The sequence below is a fragment of the Nocardiopsis lucentensis DSM 44048 genome, assembly GCF_000341125.1.
GTDB classification, from domain to species: Bacteria; Actinomycetota; Actinomycetes; order Streptosporangiales; family Streptosporangiaceae; genus Nocardiopsis; species Nocardiopsis lucentensis.
In genome coordinates this window covers 19,255-35,595 of record NZ_ANBC01000484.1, presented here as the reverse complement: position 1 = coordinate 35,595, position 16,341 = coordinate 19,255, and the positions used below count along the sequence as shown (strand labels likewise).

At 70.8% G+C, this 16,341-nt stretch carries 15 protein-coding genes and 1 pseudogene (1 of these 16 only partly in view); 8 read left to right on the top strand and 8 right to left on the bottom strand.

The window, feature by feature from the left end; translation table 11 throughout:
* Nucleotides 1–468: 468 nt before the first annotated feature.
* A complete protein-coding gene (locus D471_RS0117355) occupies nt 469–660 on the top strand; it encodes a ferredoxin (RefSeq protein ID WP_017599797.1) in 192 nt (63 codons plus the stop codon).
* On the opposite strand, the gene D471_RS0117350 is transcribed toward D471_RS0117355, so the two are convergent.
* Nucleotides 644–1,909: an NAD(P)/FAD-dependent oxidoreductase gene (locus tag D471_RS0117350; protein WP_017599796.1), complete on the bottom strand. Its 1,266-nt coding sequence runs from the start codon at nt 1,907–1,909 to the stop codon at nt 644–646. The genes D471_RS0117355 and D471_RS0117350 overlap by 17 nt on opposite strands.
* Before the next feature lie 48 nt (nt 1,910–1,957).
* Nucleotides 1,958–2,938, bottom strand: coding sequence for an asparaginase (locus D471_RS0117345; RefSeq protein ID WP_017599795.1), 981 nt, complete (start codon nt 2,936–2,938; stop codon nt 1,958–1,960).
* Between the two features lie 282 nt (nt 2,939–3,220).
* Here D471_RS0117345 and D471_RS34850 point away from each other — a divergent pair, with 282 nt between their 5' ends.
* The gene (locus D471_RS34850; protein WP_083924243.1) at nt 3,221–4,201 is read left to right on the top strand and encodes a 3'-5' exonuclease; all 981 of its coding nucleotides are present in this window, start codon (nt 3,221–3,223) and stop codon (nt 4,199–4,201) included.
* Here the strand turns inward: D471_RS34850 and D471_RS0117335 are convergent.
* The 3 genes from D471_RS0117335 to D471_RS0117325 form a co-directional block, all read right to left on the bottom strand.
* Nucleotides 4,116–4,400: a hypothetical protein gene (locus D471_RS0117335; RefSeq protein WP_026127814.1), complete on the bottom strand. Its 285-nt coding sequence runs from the start codon at nt 4,398–4,400 to the stop codon at nt 4,116–4,118. The two genes, D471_RS34850 and D471_RS0117335, sit on opposite strands and share 86 nt — an antisense overlap.
* Before the next feature lie 153 nt (nt 4,401–4,553).
* Nucleotides 4,554–5,213 carry a TetR/AcrR family transcriptional regulator gene (locus tag D471_RS0117330; RefSeq protein WP_017599793.1) on the bottom strand — a complete coding sequence of 220 codons (660 nt, stop codon included), beginning with the start codon at nt 5,211–5,213 and terminating at the stop codon, nt 4,554–4,556.
* A 106-nt stretch (nt 5,214–5,319) separates the two neighbouring features.
* Nucleotides 5,320–5,994: a biliverdin-producing heme oxygenase gene (locus tag D471_RS0117325; protein ID WP_017599792.1), complete on the bottom strand. Its 675-nt coding sequence runs from the start codon at nt 5,992–5,994 to the stop codon at nt 5,320–5,322.
* Nucleotides 5,995–6,439: 445 nt separating this feature from the next.
* On the opposite strand from D471_RS0117325, the gene D471_RS0117320 reads away from it, so the two are divergent.
* The 5 genes from D471_RS0117320 to D471_RS0117300 all read left to right on the top strand — a co-directional run bounded on the left by D471_RS0117320 (nt 6,440) and on the right by D471_RS0117300 (nt 11,735).
* Nucleotides 6,440–7,714 (top strand): PP2C family protein-serine/threonine phosphatase, encoded by a 1,275-nt coding sequence (locus tag D471_RS0117320; RefSeq protein ID WP_017599791.1) that lies wholly within the window; start codon nt 6,440–6,442, stop codon nt 7,712–7,714.
* Nucleotides 7,715–7,734: 20 nt separating this feature from the next.
* Complete coding sequence (locus D471_RS34845) at nt 7,735–9,624, top strand: sensor histidine kinase (RefSeq protein ID WP_017599790.1); 1,890 nt, start codon at nt 7,735–7,737, stop codon at nt 9,622–9,624.
* 28 nt (nt 9,625–9,652) lie between these two features.
* The gene (locus D471_RS0117310; protein WP_026127813.1) at nt 9,653–10,087 is read left to right on the top strand and encodes a response regulator; all 435 of its coding nucleotides are present in this window, start codon (nt 9,653–9,655) and stop codon (nt 10,085–10,087) included.
* Between the two features lie 170 nt (nt 10,088–10,257).
* Nucleotides 10,258–10,785 carry a low molecular weight protein-tyrosine-phosphatase gene (locus tag D471_RS0117305; protein WP_017599788.1) on the top strand — a complete coding sequence of 176 codons (528 nt, stop codon included), beginning with the start codon at nt 10,258–10,260 and terminating at the stop codon, nt 10,783–10,785.
* 5 nt (nt 10,786–10,790) lie between these two features.
* On the top strand, nt 10,791–11,735 hold the full coding sequence (locus tag D471_RS0117300; RefSeq protein ID WP_017599787.1) for a fructosamine kinase family protein: 945 nt from the start codon (nt 10,791–10,793) through the stop codon (nt 11,733–11,735).
* 196 nt (nt 11,736–11,931) lie between these two features.
* Here the strand turns inward: D471_RS0117300 and D471_RS0117295 are convergent, their stop codons facing one another.
* The 3 genes and pseudogenes from D471_RS0117295 to D471_RS0117285 all read right to left on the bottom strand — a co-directional run bounded on the left by D471_RS0117295 (nt 11,932) and on the right by D471_RS0117285 (nt 15,343).
* On the bottom strand, nt 11,932–12,915 hold the full coding sequence (locus tag D471_RS0117295; RefSeq protein ID WP_017599786.1) for a carbohydrate ABC transporter permease: 984 nt from the start codon (nt 12,913–12,915) through the stop codon (nt 11,932–11,934).
* Nucleotides 12,912–13,876, bottom strand: a pseudogene (locus D471_RS34840) (carbohydrate ABC transporter permease). Before D471_RS34840 ends, D471_RS0117295 begins: the two are co-directional and overlap by 4 nt.
* Before the next feature lie 117 nt (nt 13,877–13,993).
* Entirely contained in the window at nt 13,994–15,343 is a 1,350-nt protein-coding gene (locus D471_RS0117285; RefSeq protein ID WP_017599785.1) for an ABC transporter substrate-binding protein, read from the bottom strand.
* Nucleotides 15,344–15,540: 197 nt separating this feature from the next.
* Here D471_RS0117285 and D471_RS0117280 point away from each other — a divergent pair, with 197 nt between their 5' ends.
* Nucleotides 15,541–16,341, top strand: partial view of a Gfo/Idh/MocA family oxidoreductase gene (locus D471_RS0117280; RefSeq protein ID WP_017599784.1) — the 5' portion only. The gene runs 306 nt beyond the window's last position; 801 of the gene's 1,107 nt are visible here — the first part of the coding sequence; it begins with the start codon at nt 15,541–15,543; its stop codon lies off the right edge, out of view.

Here is a 16,341-nt window from a genome sequence, read left to right as displayed (position 1 = left end):
CGGGCCGCGCTATGAGGGCGGCGAGCGCCGTCAGCCCCGCCGCCACGCCGGTGATGACCAGTCCGATCCCTGGTCGGTTCAGCGTGGCGAGCAGAGCGGCGACGACGCCGACCGCCACTACCGCGACGGGGAGCCAGCCCGGCGGCCGGGGGAGCGGGGGCCTCGGTCTGCGGTAGGACGGGTGGACGAGCGGATCATAGGGCGAATAATCCGACGGCGCCGCCACCGGGGGTCGGGGCCCCAGCCGTGCTTCTTCTGATGTGCCTTTGTAGGCGGTCAACGCGTCCCCTTCCTCGTACGGGGCTCCTGGGCCCCGTGGGATTGTGGGAGGTAGGACCGCCCAAACGGGGAGAAGGTTCACACGGAGCGCCCAAGGCACACCCCCTCGGGGCCGCAGGCCTCGTGGGCCGGGGCCCGGTGCGGCATTAGAGTCGAGGCACCCGCAATCCGCGCGAGGAAGGGACAGTCATGCGAGTCGAGGTCGACTTCGACCAGTGCGAGAGCAACGCCCTGTGCATGGGAGCGGCCCCCGAGGTCTTCGAGGTCCGCGACGACGACTATCTCTACCTGCTGACCGAGGAGCCGTCCGCCGAACTGCACGAGAAGGTGCGTGAGGCCGCGCGCCTGTGCCCCAAGCAGGCCATCACCGTGAAGGAGTAGCCCCCGCGGCGGTCAGCGCCTCATCCCATGGTGTGGGCTTCTCCAGCAGGCTCCGGTACCGCATGGTGCGGGGCGTTGACCGCAGTCCCAGCACCCCGGTGAGCATCCCGTCCCGGCCCAGGAAGGCCACGAACTTCCGGTCCTCCGCAGATCCGTGCACGAAGGCGACCTCATCGGCGGGTGCGCCCTGCCCCAGCAGCTGGATCTTCATCTTGTATTGGTCCGACCAGAAGTAGGGGACCGGGGTGAAGGGGGTCCGGCCCGTGCCCGCGAGGAGGTTGTTCGCCGCCGCCGCGCCCTGTTGGCTGGCGTTCGTCCAGTGCTCCAGCCGGATCCGGCCACCGTAACGGGGGTGCGGCCAGTTCGCCAGGTCGCCGACGGCGTACACGCCGGGCGCGGACGTCGCGGAGAACTCGTCGCAGACCACCGCGCCGTCGGCGAGCAGTTCCACACCCGAACCGCGCAACCACTCGGTGTTCAGGTGGACGCCCAACCCGGCCACCACGAGGGACGCCTCGATCGACGACCCGTCCGCCAGCCGGACGCGTTCGACGCGGTCGGCGCCCTCGAACCCGGTCACGCCGACCCCGAGGCGCACGTCGACCCCGTTCTCCCGGTGCAGTTCGGTCAGGATCCGCCCGATCCTCGGGTCGATCACCCGTGTCAGCGGCGTCGGCGCCGCCTCCACCAGGGTCACCTCCATACCCACGGCACGGGCGCTGGCCGCCACCTCCGCTCCGACGAACCCCGCTCCGACGACCACGAGGCGCCCACCCGAGTCGAAGGCCGCGCGTACGGCCTCGGCGTCGTCGAGGGTGCGCAGGACGTGCACGCCGCCAAGGGGCGTGTCGGGGCGTCGGGCCCGCGCACCGCTCGCGATGACGAGGCCGTCGTAGCGCACGGTCCCGTTGCCCTCCGGGCCGGTCACGTCGATCTCACGGGCCCGGGCGTCGAGCCCGACCGCCCGGGTGTTCAGGCGGAGGTCCAGGTCCAGGGCGTCCACGTCGGCGTCGTCGCGCAACCGGAGGGAGCGGTGGCCCACGAGCCAGCCGGGCCCGCCGTTCGACGGGTCCATCCCGACCCCGGTCAGGACCTCCTTGGACAGCGGGGGCCGCGAGTAGGGGCGGTACGGTTCCTCACCGACCACCGTGAGCCGTCCGTCGAAGCCCTGTTCCCGCAGGGCCTCCGCGGCGTGCAGCCCCGCCATACCGGCGCCGACGATGACGATGTCCTTGAGGGTGTCCGGCACTGTGGTGCCCTTCCGAAGTCGAGTCCCACCGGGGGTCGGATGTCCGGTCTACAGCGCGCGGACCTCCCCGACGGGCGCGCCGCCGCCGTAGATCTCGACGCGCAGCCGGTCCTGGACGGGGGAGACGTCCACGCCGATGGTGCGCAGCGCGTTGAGTGCGACCAGGGTACGCGCCCGCTCCTCGGCGTCGCCGTCGCTGATCTTGACCGCGACGGTCTCGCCGGTGGGCGCGCCGATGAGGTGTACCCCGTCCGCGCCGATCTTGGCCACCGCCCCAGGAACCCGGGTCATCAGCTCGGTGTCGATCCGGTCGGTACCCGACACGTACTCCGGGTGGGCGCTCATGGCGTCGGTGACGGCGCGCTCCCGGCTGCCCTCGGGGGAGGTGCGCATCCGCCACAGGCCGCGGGCCAGTCCGGCCAGGGAGACGGCGAGCTGGGGAGCCCCGCAGCCGTCGACGGCGGTGTGCGCGACGTGCTCCCCGGTCAGTTCCTCGATGGTCTCGCGGACGAGAACCTGGAGGGGGTGGCCGGGGTCGAGGTAGTCGTCGGTGCTCCAGCCCCGCTCGACGCAGGCGGAGAGCATGCCCGCGTGTTTGCCGGAGCAGTTCATGAGGAGGCGCTCGGGCTCGCGGCCCGCCCGCAGGAACGCGCGGCGCGCGGCCCGCCCGCCGGGGATGTCGGCGGGGCACCGCAGCGCGTCGGGGGTGAGACCGGCCTTGGCGAGGATGCGCTCGGCCTCGGCGGCGTGCAGGTCCTCGCCTCCGTGACTGCCCGCGGCGATGGCCAGGGAGGGGCCCTCCAGCGGGGCGCCCGCGCGCAGCATGGCCAGGGCCTGGAAGGGCTTGGCGGCCGAGCGGGGGAACATCGGCTGGTGGACGGGCCCGCGCGCGACCGCGATCCGTCCGGTCGCGGACAGGGCGACCACCGCGCCGTAGTGGACGCTCTCGCGCATACCGGAGCGGGTGGCCTCGGCGAGGGGCACGTACTCCGGGTGCGGGCTCAGCGTCGGCTGCGGGGTGTCGGTCATGCGGGCTCTCCTCGCCGTTGAGGTTCAGGTGCGCGGGGAGTGTCCATGTTTCTGTGGACACGACTAAGAACGTTACATAATGAGCCTTTCTTCCGGTCGCGGGGTGGGATCGACCACCCCGTCGGCCTCTCGTTCCCGCTCACACGTGTACCCCGGCCACACGCGGCCCGGTCGGCTCCTCGGACGGCCGTGGTACCGGTGCGCACGGGGAGTAAGGTCGGTTCGAGCACGGACCGGTCCGGACACCGGTGGATCGGCGGTGACGAGGAAGTGGAGCACGCGATGGGAACGCTGCGAATGGGCGCGCTGACCCGGAGACGGGTCGGCCTGCGGGCGGCGGACCTGGAGTACGCGGTGCTCGACACCGAGACGACGGGGCTGGACCCGAGCACGGGTGCGCGCGTGGTCGAGATCGCCGTGGTGCGCGTGCGCGGTGACGGAATGGTGATCGAGGAGTTCAACACGCTGGTGGACCCGCGTGCCGAGGTGAGCGGGCACGAGTTCCACGGCATCGGCGACAGTGACACCGTCGGCGCCCCCACCTCGGCCCAGCTGGTGCCCAAACTGACCGAACTCATCTCCGGCGCGGTCGTGGTCAGCCACAACCTGGACTTCGAACAGCGTTTCCTGGCCTCGGAGTTGATCCCCGCGGGGCTCCCCGCCGGCCAGTCCGGCCTGTGCACGCTGCGGGCCCTGCGTTCCCAACTCGACCTGGGGCGGTACTCGCTCGCCCGGGCCTCCCACGCGCTCAGCGGGGACTGGCCGACCGGTCAGCACACCGCTCTGGGGGACGCCCGGGCCTGCGCCAAGCTGCTCGCGGAACTGCTGACCAACGCCCCCGGCGAACTCCGCTACAGCGGTCCCGAGCCGCGGATTCTCCCGATCTCCGGAACGGGAGCCGCCTCCGCCTCCGTGCGGTGGAAGCCGCGCACGAACGCCGTGCCCGGCGGCCTCGCGCCGCTGAGCCCCTGGTCGTCGTCCTGGCGGGCGGTGGAGCTGGACGCGCAGCTGTGCGGGGGCGCGTTCGACGCCCGGGCCCGGGCGGAAGCGGAACTGGCAGCTCACCGCGACAGCCGCCTGCGCGCGCGGCTGGCCACGGCCGCGGCGGTGACGGGCGGGGTGGCGGCCACGGCCGTCGGCGGGCTGCTCGTGCGCATGGCGGGGGAGTTCGGCGGCCTCAGAGGCCGGAGAGGGGGAGGAAGAACGCCACGATCAGCGCGCTTCCCCCGACCGCCGTGCACAGGGCGCGTCCCTGTTCGGTGAGCCGCGCCGAGACCAGCCGGACCCGGGGGCGAACGCCGGCCCGGGGCCCGGTCGCGGCGCGACGGGTCGCCGTGCCCCCACGCGCGGGCGCGGCGCCGCGCCCGGTGGTGGGACGGCTCGGCGCCACGTAGCGGGGCACCTTGTTGAACAGCGCGAGCGACACCAGGGCGGTGCCGAACAGGATCAGCACGAGGGACACGTCGGGGAGGGCCTCACGACTCGGCGGGGTGGTCGGGCGCCCGGGAGGGGCGGGCAAGCCCGATTCTTACCGAAGGCGCCGACACGTCGCGACTCGGTCCGCCTGGGAGGGGTTGACCGCTCGCGTTACGGACCCGCCCTTATCGCGCTGTGCTCACGTACTCGTACCGTGGGTTACGGCGCGCGTCGATTTCGGCAGGATCGTGTCGACGGTTTCGGTTGGCACTCCCAGTGCCCGGAGGACGAACCGGGTGACGAGCGCGTGGGTCTCGTCCAGGTCGATCTCCCCGCTGACGAGCGGGATGCGTTGGGACCCCACCATGGACAGGGTGAGCCGTGCGGTCGCCTCGGGGGGTAGCGGGTCGAATTCGCCGGCGGCGGTCCCCTCCTCCAGGATCCCGGTGAGCAGGCGCTGCATGGGCGCCACGTGCGCGGCGAGTGCCTGGTAGGCGTCCGGGCCGAGGCTGGCCCCGAGTTCGGCCGCTGGCGGATGCGGGTGGGCGACGATGCCTTCGAGCTGGAGGCGGACGAACGCGGAGACCCTGCGCGCGGCCGACACACCGGACGGGAGTTCGCGCTCGTACTGGTCGACGAACGCGCTGCTGACCTCCTCGGTGAAGGCCAGCAGCAGCGTGGCCTTGTCCGGGAAGTAGTTGTACAGGGCCGTGCGGGTGATGCCCGCGGCGTTGGCCACGTGGGTCATGGAGACGCGGTCGATCCCCTGTGACCGGATCAGCTCGTCGACGGCCGCCATGATGCGCTCCCGTGTGCGGGCACGGTGCGCGGCGATGGTCGGTGCCGTGATCTTGGGCATCCTCCTATGGTGTCACGCGTCGCGGCCCCCGGGTGCGTACCGCGGCGCCGGGCGGGGGCGTCCGGTGTGACCGCCGCAAGGACGAGGAAGGCGGGGAGGGGGTTTCCTACCGGGGTCGCCACACACGTCCCAGGTCGGCCAGGACCTCGGTGTTGAGCTGGTAGGCCAGGCGGGTCTCGCGGACGAGGCGGTCGGCGTCGGCCGGGGCCAGGTCCAGGGAGTCGAGTCGTTCGCGGTAGCCGGAGCGGAACCGGGGCAGGCTGCCGAGCTCGTCGAAGACGTAGAAGGACAGTCCCTCGTGCGTGAGCCCGTAGGTCCTGGCGGCCACCTGGCGGATGAACTGGCCGCCGGACACGTCGCCCATGTACCGCGTGTAGTGGTGGGCGACGAACCCCTCGGGATGGTCGGCCATCTGCTCGATACGTGCCACGTAGGTGCGGGTGGCGGGGGTGGGGGAGATCTGGTCGCGCCACCCGGGGCCGAGGAGGTGCTCCAGATCGAGGGCGAGCGCGGGGACGCGCGGGAGTCCGGGCCAGTGGAAGCGTCCCGCCACCGGGTCGTCGGCCAGGGCGCGGCCGAGGTCCTCCAGGGCCGCGTAGGCGAAGTAGTGCTGCGCGACCATGGCGGTGTAGCCGCCGATCGGGAGCGTGCCGCTCATGAGGGCTTGGGTGAATCCGTGGTGCTCCGCCGCCCCGTGGTCGCTCCAGGTCGCGGCCTTGAGCCGTTCGGAGAACGGTGCCCCGGACTCCTGGGGCGTGGTGGCCTGGGCCGTCGCGCTCATCCGGGCTTCCGCCTTCCGTCTCGGAAATTTCATGACATGATGTCATCAAGACGGGGCGGCGTGTCAAGAGGTATATGACACCGTGTCAGATACATTGCCGATGCACGCCGGGCCGAGCGGAACATCACATCCCGCATGTTCCCCATGCACGCGCTGATGCGTGTGCCAAAACCCTTTGCAGCGGGCCTGCACGTGCATTCCCGCGCGCCTCCGGGGCTCCTACGTGCGGCGAAGGGATGCCCCCTGAACGCGCCGACGTTGGATGTGTCTCGTCACGCCCGCTGGTCAACAGGTCGCCGTGGCGTTTATCGTTTGGTTGTCGTGCGGGTCCGAACCGCCGGGAAGACCCGAGGTGTCCAACCCCGGGACACGCGGTGCGACAGCGCCCCACGAGCCAGCAGATCAAAGGCGATGAGTGGATACCAGGAGAACAGGGCACGATCCCGTGACGGTGATCGGTGACGAGGCGGCCGGTACCGCCACCACACACGGCGCCGCCGCCTATGACGGCGCCGCCCTCGGTGACGGCGCCGACCCGGCACATCGTCCGGAGGCACCCGTCGAATCGGTGGACATCCTGCTCGTCGAGGACGATCCGGGCGACGCCCTCCTCGCCGAGGAGCTGCTCGCCGACACCCCTCTGGCCACGCGCATCACGTGGGTCACCACGCTCGGGGACGCCCGCGCGCCCCTCAAGGACTTCCGCGGCTGCGTCCTGCTCGACCTCAACCTTCCCGACGCCCAGGGCCTGGACCTGCTGCGCGAGGTGCTCCAGAGCGCGCCCTCGGCCGCCGTCGTCGTCTTCACCGGCCTGGACGACGAGCACGAGGGCGTGGCCGCGGTGGCCGCCGGAGCCCAGGACTACCTGGTCAAGGGCCAGGTCGACGGCTCCCTCCTCGGCCGCAGCCTGCGCTACTCACTGGAGCGCCGCCGCGCCGACGACAACGCCCGGCAGCTGAACGAGGCCCGCATGCGCGCCCGCGAGAACACGCGCCTCGAACGCGGTCTCCTGCCCCAGGTCCTGCTCCAGAGCTCGCCCCTGAGCCACCGCGCCTACTACCGGCCGGGCCGCAAGCGCGCCGTGGTCGGCGGGGACTTCTACGACGCGGTCGAGAAGAACGGCACCACGCACGTCATCATCGGCGACGTCAGCGGCCACGGCCCTGACGAGGCCGCTCTGGGAGTGAGTCTGCGCATCGCCTGGCGCACCCTGGTCATGGCCGGGGTCGACGAGGACCAGGTCCTGCCGAACCTGGAGGAGATCCTGGTCAGCGAGCGGGCCCAGGAGGAGATGTACGCGACGCTGTGCATGGCCAGCCTGGACAGCGGCACCGACCGCGTTCGCGTCCGTGTCCTGGGCCACCCTCCGCCCCTGGTCATCCAGGATGGCTCGGTCGTGGAGACCCAGGCCTCCCCGCAGCCGCCGCTGGGTGTCTTCCCCGTCGAGCAGGCCGACGTCGACGAGGTCGTCCTGCCGGTGGGCGCGAGCATGCTCTTCTACACCGACGGCCTCGTCGACGCCTACGACGGCGGCCCGCCCGCGCGCCTGGAGGTCGCGGGTCTGCGACGGATGGTCAGCGGTGTCCTCGACCAGGGCGTGTCCCTGAACCTCCTGCCCGAGTACGTGGTGGACGAGGCCGAACGCAGCAACGGCGGTCCGCTCCAGGACGATGTGGCGATGCTGCTCATCGCGCACGGTGTGGACGGGGACGCCGAGTGAGTCGTACCGGGGAGGCGGTCGTGGAGTCCGAGGAGAACGAGTCCCGCCGCTCCCCGGGCACGCCGGTCGGCGGAGTCCTGTTCGTGGACGGTGTGCCGCGCGGGCTGGCCGGACCACGCGCCTCCTGGAGCCTGCGCCGCCGCGTCACCAGCCTGTTGACCGTGGTCGCGGTCGTGCTGGTCACGGCCGTGTCGGTGATCACGCTGGCCGCGCTCAACGCCCGTGACTCGCTCACGCTGCAGGTGGACTCGCTGAACCCCGCCGTGAACGCCGTCGAACAGACCCGTTCGGCCTACCTCAGCCAGGACCACGCCCTGCGCGGCTACATCCTCACGCAGGACCGCGAGTTCCTGGAGCCCTACGTGGAGGCCAACGTCGAGCTGCTGGACAACCGCGCCGAACTCGCCCACCGGGCCGAGGACAACCCCACCGTGGCCTCCAACGTCGAGGACCTGCTCGTCGCCGGGGAGGCGTGGACCACGGAGTTCGCCGAGCCCGTCCTGGAACAGGTCAGCAACGGGGAGACCCCCTCCCAGGAGGACCTCCAGAACGGCCGGGTGCTCTTCCTGGAGCTCAACCGCGTCAGCGACTCCACCAACCAGCAGCTCCTGAACGAGATCGACGAGGCCCGCACCGGGTTGACGACGGCCACGCAGCAGGTCGTCGCGCTGCTGGTCCTGGTCGGTCTGGTCGTGGTGTTCTTGTCGGTGTTCCTGTGGGTCATGCTCCAGCAGTGGGTCCTGCGACCTCTGGAAGAGCTCGCCGGGCACATGAGGCAGGTGTCGGAGGGGTACTACGCCCACCGCATCAGCCTGCACGGGCCGCCGGAGATCGTCCGGCTGGGCCAGGACGTGGACGCCATGCGTGAACGCATCGTGCACGACCTCGACGAGGTGGCCAACGCGCGTCGTACGCTCCAGGAGCAGTCCACGCTGCTGGAACACCAGACCGAGGAACTGCGCCGCTCCAACCTGGAGCTCGAGCAGTTCGCCTACGTCGCCTCCCACGACCTCCAGGAGCCGCTGCGCAAGGTGGCGAGCTTCTGCCAGCTGCTGCAACGCCGCTACCACGGGCAGCTGGACGAGCGCGCCGACTCCTACATCGACTTCGCGGTCGAGGGAGCCAAGCGCATGCAGACCCTCATCAACGACCTCCTGGCCTTCTCCAGGGTCGGCAGGACCAAGGACTTCGCGTCCGTGGACCTGGACGTGGCGCTGGGCGACGCGCTGAGCAGCCTGTCGACCAGGCTGGAGGAGGCGGGCGCCGAGGTCACGGGCGACTCCCTGCCCACGGTCCAGGGTGACCGCACACTGCTCACCCAGGTGTTCTTCAACCTGGTGGGCAACGCCGTGAAGTTCCGCGCGGAGGAGGACCCGCGGGTCCACATCAGCGTCGAGCGCGACGGTGACGAGTGGGTGTTCTGCTGCACCGACAACGGGATCGGGATCGAACCGCAGTACGCCGAGCGCATCTTCGTGATCTTCCAGCGCTTGCATACCCGTGACAAGTACACGGGAACGGGTATCGGCCTGGCGATGTGCAAAAAGATCGTGGAGTTCCACGGCGGTCGGATCTGGTTGGACACCGACGACGGGTCGGAGGACACCGGTCGGACCGGAACGCGCATATGCTGGTCCCTGCCCGCGGACCCCGACGAGGACGTGACGGCCGACACGGGAACCGTCGAGGACGTCAGCGACGATATCGGGGACGAGGGGGCGGAGGACGCCGGAGCCACGACCACGGACACGGACGTGGAGCCGGCACCGGCGGCCGCCCGGCGGCCCGCGGGCACCGACGCCTCCGGAGTGGACGGCGCGGAGCCGGGCGCGGAGCCCGGTGGGACGTCGTCCTCCCGGTCCGTCACCGATGACGGTACGGTTCCCCCCGGTGACGGGGCGGGGCCCTGAGCAGGGGTCTGGAAGCTTGAGCGAGGTCATGTTGGTGCATCCGATAGAGGTGCTGCTGGTCGAGGACGATCCCGGGGACGTCCTCATGACCAAGGAGGCGTTCGAGGAACACAAGCTGGGCAACCGGCTGCACGTGGTCTCGGACGGCGTGGAGGCGCTGCGTTTCCTGCGCAGGGAGGGTGAGTACACCGACGCGCCCCGCCCGCACCTGATCCTGCTCGACCTCAACCTCCCCCGCAAGGACGGACGCGAGGTCCTGGAGGAGGTCAAGGCCGACGACGAGCTGGCGCACATCCCCATCGTGGTGCTGACGACCTCCGAGGCCGAGGAGGACGTGCTGCGCAGCTACCGCCTGCACGCCAACGCCTACGTGCCCAAGCCGGTGGACTTCGAGCAGTTCATCAAGGTGGTCCGCCAGATCGACGACTTCTTCGTCACCGTGGTGCGCCTGCCCAAGGGGTAGGCGGTGTCCGTCTCGGTCCTCCGCTTCGCCGCGGCCCGTGTTCGGGCGCCCGAACGACGGCCCCTGAGCCCGCGGAGGGAGAGGCGCGGCGAAGACCCGCAAGGACACTGCTTCGGCTCTTCGGGACGCCGAGCGCGTGAGCTGCGCGGTTTTTCGTTACGGTAAGAGGTATGAGCTTGCCGGAACCGCGTGACCCCGCCGGGCCGTACCGTGTCAGCCTCGTGTGCCTGGGGAACATCTGTCGCTCGCCCATGGCCGAGAAGGTCCTGGCCGCCGACCTCGAACGGGCGGGTCTGGGCGATCTCGTCGCCGTCGACAGCTTCGGGACGGGCGACTGGCACGTGGGCGGGGGTATGGACCCGCGCGCCGCGTCCACTCTGCGCGTCCACGGGTACCTGACCGACCACACGGCCAGGCAGTTCACCCCGTCGCTGCTCGCCGAACGGGACCTGGTCCTGGCCCTGGACCTGGACAACCTGGAGGACCTGCGCACGGTCGTGGGCGAGCGGGGCGCTGAGCTCGGTTTCTCCGTTGACCGCCTGCGCCTGTTCCGCTCGTTCACACCGGGGGCCGGTCCCAACCCCGAGGTGCCCGACCCGTACTACGGCGGCGACGACGGCTTCACGGCCGTCCTCAACATGGTCGAGTCCGCCGCCAAGGGTCTGACCGGTGAACTCGTCGTCCGGCTGCGTGGGTAACGCGGGTGGACGGAGACCCGATCGTGTGCCCCGTCGGCGGTGGTGACGGCGACGGGCCCCGCGAGAACCACCGCCGGGATCCCGTCACCGGAACGATGGCCGACCGCCTCACCGTCCTGCTCGGTCGGGGTGTCCGCCGTGCCGCGTGGGCCGGGAGCAGCCACGACTGGGAGATCTCCTACGCAGAACTGACCGACGGCACCCGGCTGTTCGTCAAGTCCCTGCCGCGGGGGGCACCGGCCAGCGGGGTGCTCACAGCCGAGGCGCGCGGGCTGGACTGGTTGGGGCGCGGCCTCGGGTCACCCGCGATCGACGTCGTGGCCTGGGATGATCGTATCCTCGTCCTGCCGTGGGTGACGGAGTGCGAACCCTCGCCCCCCGCCGCCGAGCGGCTGGGACGCCAGCTCGCCGGGATGCACCTGACCGGCGCGGACCACTTCGGGGCGGATTGGCCCGGCTACATCGGCCCGTTGCCCATGGACCACACGCCCTCCGCGGACTGGTCGCGCTTCTACGCCGAGCAGCGGCTCCGCCCCTACCTGCGCCAGGCCGTCGACCAGGGGGCGCTGACCCCCTCCGACGCCCGGATCGTCGACCGGGTGGTGGAGGCCGTACCCGACCTGGCCGGAGCCCCCGAACCCCCGGCTCGTGTGCACGGCGACCTGTGGAACGGCAACATCATCTGGCGGGCCGAGGACGCGGTGCTGGTCGACCCGGCGGCGCACGGAGGTCACCGGGAGGCCGACCTGGCCATGCTCGCGCTGTTCGGTCTGCCGTTCCTGGACCGGGTCCGGGACGCCTACAACGAGGTGGCGCCGCTGGCCGACGGCTGGCGTTCCCGGGTGGCGCTGCACCAGCTCCACCCGCTTCTGGTGCACGTGTGCCTGTTCGGCGCCGCGTACCGGACCACGGTCCTGGAGGCCGCGCGGTCGGCGCTGCGCGGCGGCTGAGCCGTGCTTGCCTTGGGTTTTCGCTGATGGGCCACCCCAGGGGGGTTCCGTTCGGGCGTCGGCAGGGTTCTGCAAGACGAGGCAAGCCGCGTAGCGAGGAACGAGCGATAGGCGCCGCCGAGGATGAAGAATCCCTGCCTTGAGGGCGCCCGAACACGGGCCGAAGCGAAGCGGCAGGCCCAAAACAAACACCGCCTCATCCCTTGACGCTGCCCGCGAGCAGGCCGCGGACGAAGTAGCGCTGGAGGAGGAAGAAGACGATCAGCGGCACGACCATGGCCACGAACGCGCCCGCCGTGAGTCGGTGCCAGTCCTCGCCCCGGGTTCCGGCCAGTTCGGCGAGCTGCACGGTGAGCGGGGCGGTGGCGCTGTCGCCCCCGGTGAAGATGAGGGCCACCAGCAGGTCGTTCCACACCCACAGGAACTGGAAGATCCCCAGTGACACCAGGGCCGGAGTGAGCAGTGGCAGGACGATGCGGAGGAAGATCCTGCCGTGCCCGGCCCCGTCCACGCGCGCCGCGTCGAACAGGGAGCGCGGCAGTTGCGCGATGAAGTTGTGCAGCAGGAAGATCCCCAGCGGCAGCCCGAAGATCGTGTGCGCCACCCAGACGTTGGTGAACGCCATGGCTCCCGTGAGTTCCCAGGCGGGCAGGATCTGAACCCCGCCGACGCTCACTCCCTGGGAGAAGAACCGCAGGAGCGGGACCAGGGACATCTGGAGCGGGACGATCTGGAGGGCGAAGATCCCCAGGTACACCCAGTCGCGGCCACGGAAGTCGATCCAGGCGAGCGCGTAGGCGGCGAGCGCGGCCAGACCCAGGACGAACACCGTCGAGGGCAGGGTGATGACGACGGAATTGACGAGGTGGCTGGCGAGCCGCCCGTCGCCCGCGGTCCCGAACAGGACGTCCCGGTAGTTGTCCAGGGTCACCTCCGGGGAGGTCGGGAACGTCCACCAACCGGTCGTGCGGATCTGTTCGGCGGGCCGGAACGAGGAGACGAACAGCCCGGCGGTCGGTACGGTCCAGAGCACGGCGATCACCACCGCCGCCGCGCTGGCCGCCGTTCCGCTCAGGCGGGCGCGCACACGGGCGGCGGGGCCTCCCGTTCGCTGGGAGGCGGTACGCTCCGGGCTCTCTTCCGTCGCGTTTCGGGCGGTGGGGGTCGTGGCCTGGGTCATGCGAGCTCCCTCGCCTTGCGTGTGCGTCGGATCTGCACGATCACCAGCGGGATGACCAGCAGGAAGAGGAACACCGCCAGAGCGGAGCCCTGGCCGACCTGCCCCTGTTGGAAGGCCTGGCTGTACATCTCGTTGGCGATCACGCTGGTGCCGTAGTTGCCGCCCGTCATGGTGCGGACGATGTCGAAGATCTTCAGGGTCTGCACCGTGATGGTGACGAGGACGACCAACAGCGTCGGCCACACGGTCGGCAGGGTGATCCGGGTGAACAGCTGCCAGGCTCCCGCGCCGTCGATCCGGGCAGCCTCGACCATCTCCGCCGGGATCGCCTTGATGGCGGCGGACAGGACCACCATGGCAAAGCCCGCCTGGACCCAGATGAGGACCAGGATGAGGAGGANTTTCCCACCAGCCACAGGCGCGGCTGGCCACCGAACCACACGATGATCTGGTTGAACAGCCCGTACTGCTCCTGGTCGGCGGGACGGTAGGCGAAGACGAACCGCCAGATGATGCTGGCGCCGACGAACGAGATCGCCATCGGCATGAAGACCAGGGACTTGGCGACCGGTTCGAACCGGGAGCGGTCGACCAGGACCGCGTAGACGAGCCCGATGCCGGTGGCCAGGAGGGGGGCGAACAGCACCCAGAGCAGGGTGTTGCGCAGGACCAGCAGGATCTCCGGCCGCTGGAACATCCAGACGTAGTTGGCCAGCCCGACGAACTCCGTTCCGGAGCGGTCGTGGAGGGACAGCACGGTGGTGCGCAGCACCGGGTAGACCAGTCCACCGATGAGCAGGATCAGCGCGGGCGCGAGGAAGGCGACGGCCTGCCAGCGGTCGCGTTTGGTGCGAGGGGCGTCGAGGAGGACGAGCACCAGGCCGATGACGCCGAGGAAGGCGACGATCCCGATGAGCATCCACACGATCTTGGGCAGCTCGTCGAGGAACGAGAACTCCATGAGGGCCTCTTGTCGGTGCCGGGCCCGGGACCCGACCGGTGTCGGATCCCGGGCGCGGGCGGGCGGAGTACGGGCGGGAGCGGCCCGGAACGCGGATCCGGGCCGTGTCGGGGCGTCCTACCAGGCGGACTCCACGGACTCCAGGACGTCGCCGGTGGGGGTTCCGGTCACCCAGTCGACCATGCCGCTCCAGAACACGTCGGTGCCGACGGCCGAGGGCATGGAGTCGCTGGCGTCGAAGTAGAACACGGTGTCGGGGTCGGTCAGGACCTGCTGGGTGAACTGGTCGGTCGGGTCGGTCAGGGTGGAGGGGTCGAGGTCCCGGTGGGCGGACACCCAGGCGCCCTCGGAGGCGCGGCTGTCCGCGTAGTCGGCCGTGGACAGGTACTCGTGGAAGGCGTTGACCTCGGGGCGGTCACTGAAGGGGACGGCGAACTCGCCGCCTCCCATGACGGGAACCTGGGCGCCTTCCTCGAGCGGGGGCAGGACGAACCCGTAGACGTCGCCGTCCTCGGCGATCTCGACGCCCTCGTCGAAGTTGGCCGCGTAGAAGGAGCCCATCAGGTAGAGGCCGCAGCCCCCGTCGAGCAGTGGGAGCCCGGCCTCCTGGAAGGAGGTGACGGCGATGCTGTCCGGTCCGCCGAAGGTGCCGTTGACGTACTCCTCGTCGAGGAGGATGTCGCCGGTCAGGTCGAAGGCCTCCTCGATCTCGGGGGCGTCGAACGGGATGTCGTGGGAGATCCAGTCCTCGTACACGTCGCCGCCGGAGGTGCGCAGCAGCACGTTCTCGATCCAGTCGGTGCCGGGCCAGCCGGTGGCGTCCCCGGACTCGAAGCCCGCGCACCACGGCTTGGTGCCGGAGGCGGCGATGTCCTCGGTGAGCGCCATCATCTCGTCCCAGGTCTGGGGGACCTCGTAGCCGTTCTCGTCGAAGAACGCGGGGGAGTACCAGACCATCGACTTCATGTTGGCGCCGTAGGGGGAGCCGTACAGTTCACCGTCGACCGTGGCGTAGCCCCGCCAGTCCTCGCCCCAGCCGGCCTCGACGTTGGCGCGGACGCCGTCGGAGACGGGGAGGGCGTGGCCGTCCTCGACCACGCGCTGGAGCAGGCCGGGCTGGGGGATGAGCGCGAGGTCGGGGGCGTTGCCGCCGTCCAGGCGGATGGGCAGCTGGGCCTCGAACTCGCCGCTGCCCTCGTACTCGATGGCGATCCCGGTGCAGGCGGAGAACTCCTCCCAGGAGCGCCTCATGCGCTCGGCCTCCTCGTCCCGGATCGAGGCGTACATGGTGACCGTGCCGCCGATGTCCGCCCACTGCTCGTAGGGGGAGCAGTCCATACCGGAGGTGTCGACGGTGCCGCCGTCGTCCTCGCCGCTGAGGTAGCCGCAGCCCGAGGCGAGGAGGACCGCGCAGCCGGCCGCCAGGAGCGCGTGGCGCCTCGGTGTACTGCTCCGTGTGTGTCGCATGGCAACCCTTCCGTCGTCCGCCCACGGGCTCCTGGGGGCGAACGACCGCATCGGTGTGGCGTAGGTCATCTACTGATGATGAAAGTCCCGTCTCATTCACATGTCCAGACTTGTCGCAAAAACTTGCGTAACGATACGAAAACTTGCAGTCCGGTCTTGCTGGATCCCGTTGTGCCGGCAGGCCGTAGATTGGGCGCATGTCTGATGCATCCCACCGCCCTGAGCTGGGCGCACACGGTGGACCTGAGCTGCACGTCGCGCTGGTCGGCTATGGGAAGGGCGGCGAGGTCTTCCACGCGCCGATCATCGACGCGGTCCCGGGGCTGCGCCTGTCCGCCGTGGTCACCGGGGATCCCGAGCGCCGCGCGGCGGCCGAGGCCCGCTACCCGGGTGTCACCGTCTACCCGACCGCCGCCGACCTGTGGGCGGACGCGGACCGGTACGAGATCGCGGTCGTGACCACCCCCAACCACACGCACGCCCCGTTGGCGAGGGCGGCACTGGAGGCGGGGTTGGCGGTGGTCGTCGACAAGCCGTTCGCGCTCACCGCGAGCGAGGCGCGGGAGCTGACCGATCTGGCGGAACGGCTCGGACGGGCGCTCACCGTGTACCAGAACCGGCGTTGGGACGCCGACTTCCTGACGCTGTGGCACCTGGTCGAGGAGGGGTCGCTGGGGCGGGTGCACCGGTTCGAGTCGAGGTTCGAGCGCTGGCGCCCCGAGGCCAAGGGGACGTGGCGGGACAGCGGTTCGGTCGCCGACGGCGCCGGGATCCTGTACGACCTGGGACCGCACCTGATCGACCAGGCGGTCAACCTGTTCGGCCCGGTCGCCTCGGTCTACGCCGAGGTCGATGCCCTGCGCGGCGGGGGCGGCGCGGACGACGACGTGTTCCTCGCGCTCACGCACGAGCGGGGTACCCGTTCCCACCTGTGGATGAGCGCGCTCGCCGCCCAGAACGGGCCGCGCTTTCGGGTGCTCGGTGACGAGGCGGCGTTC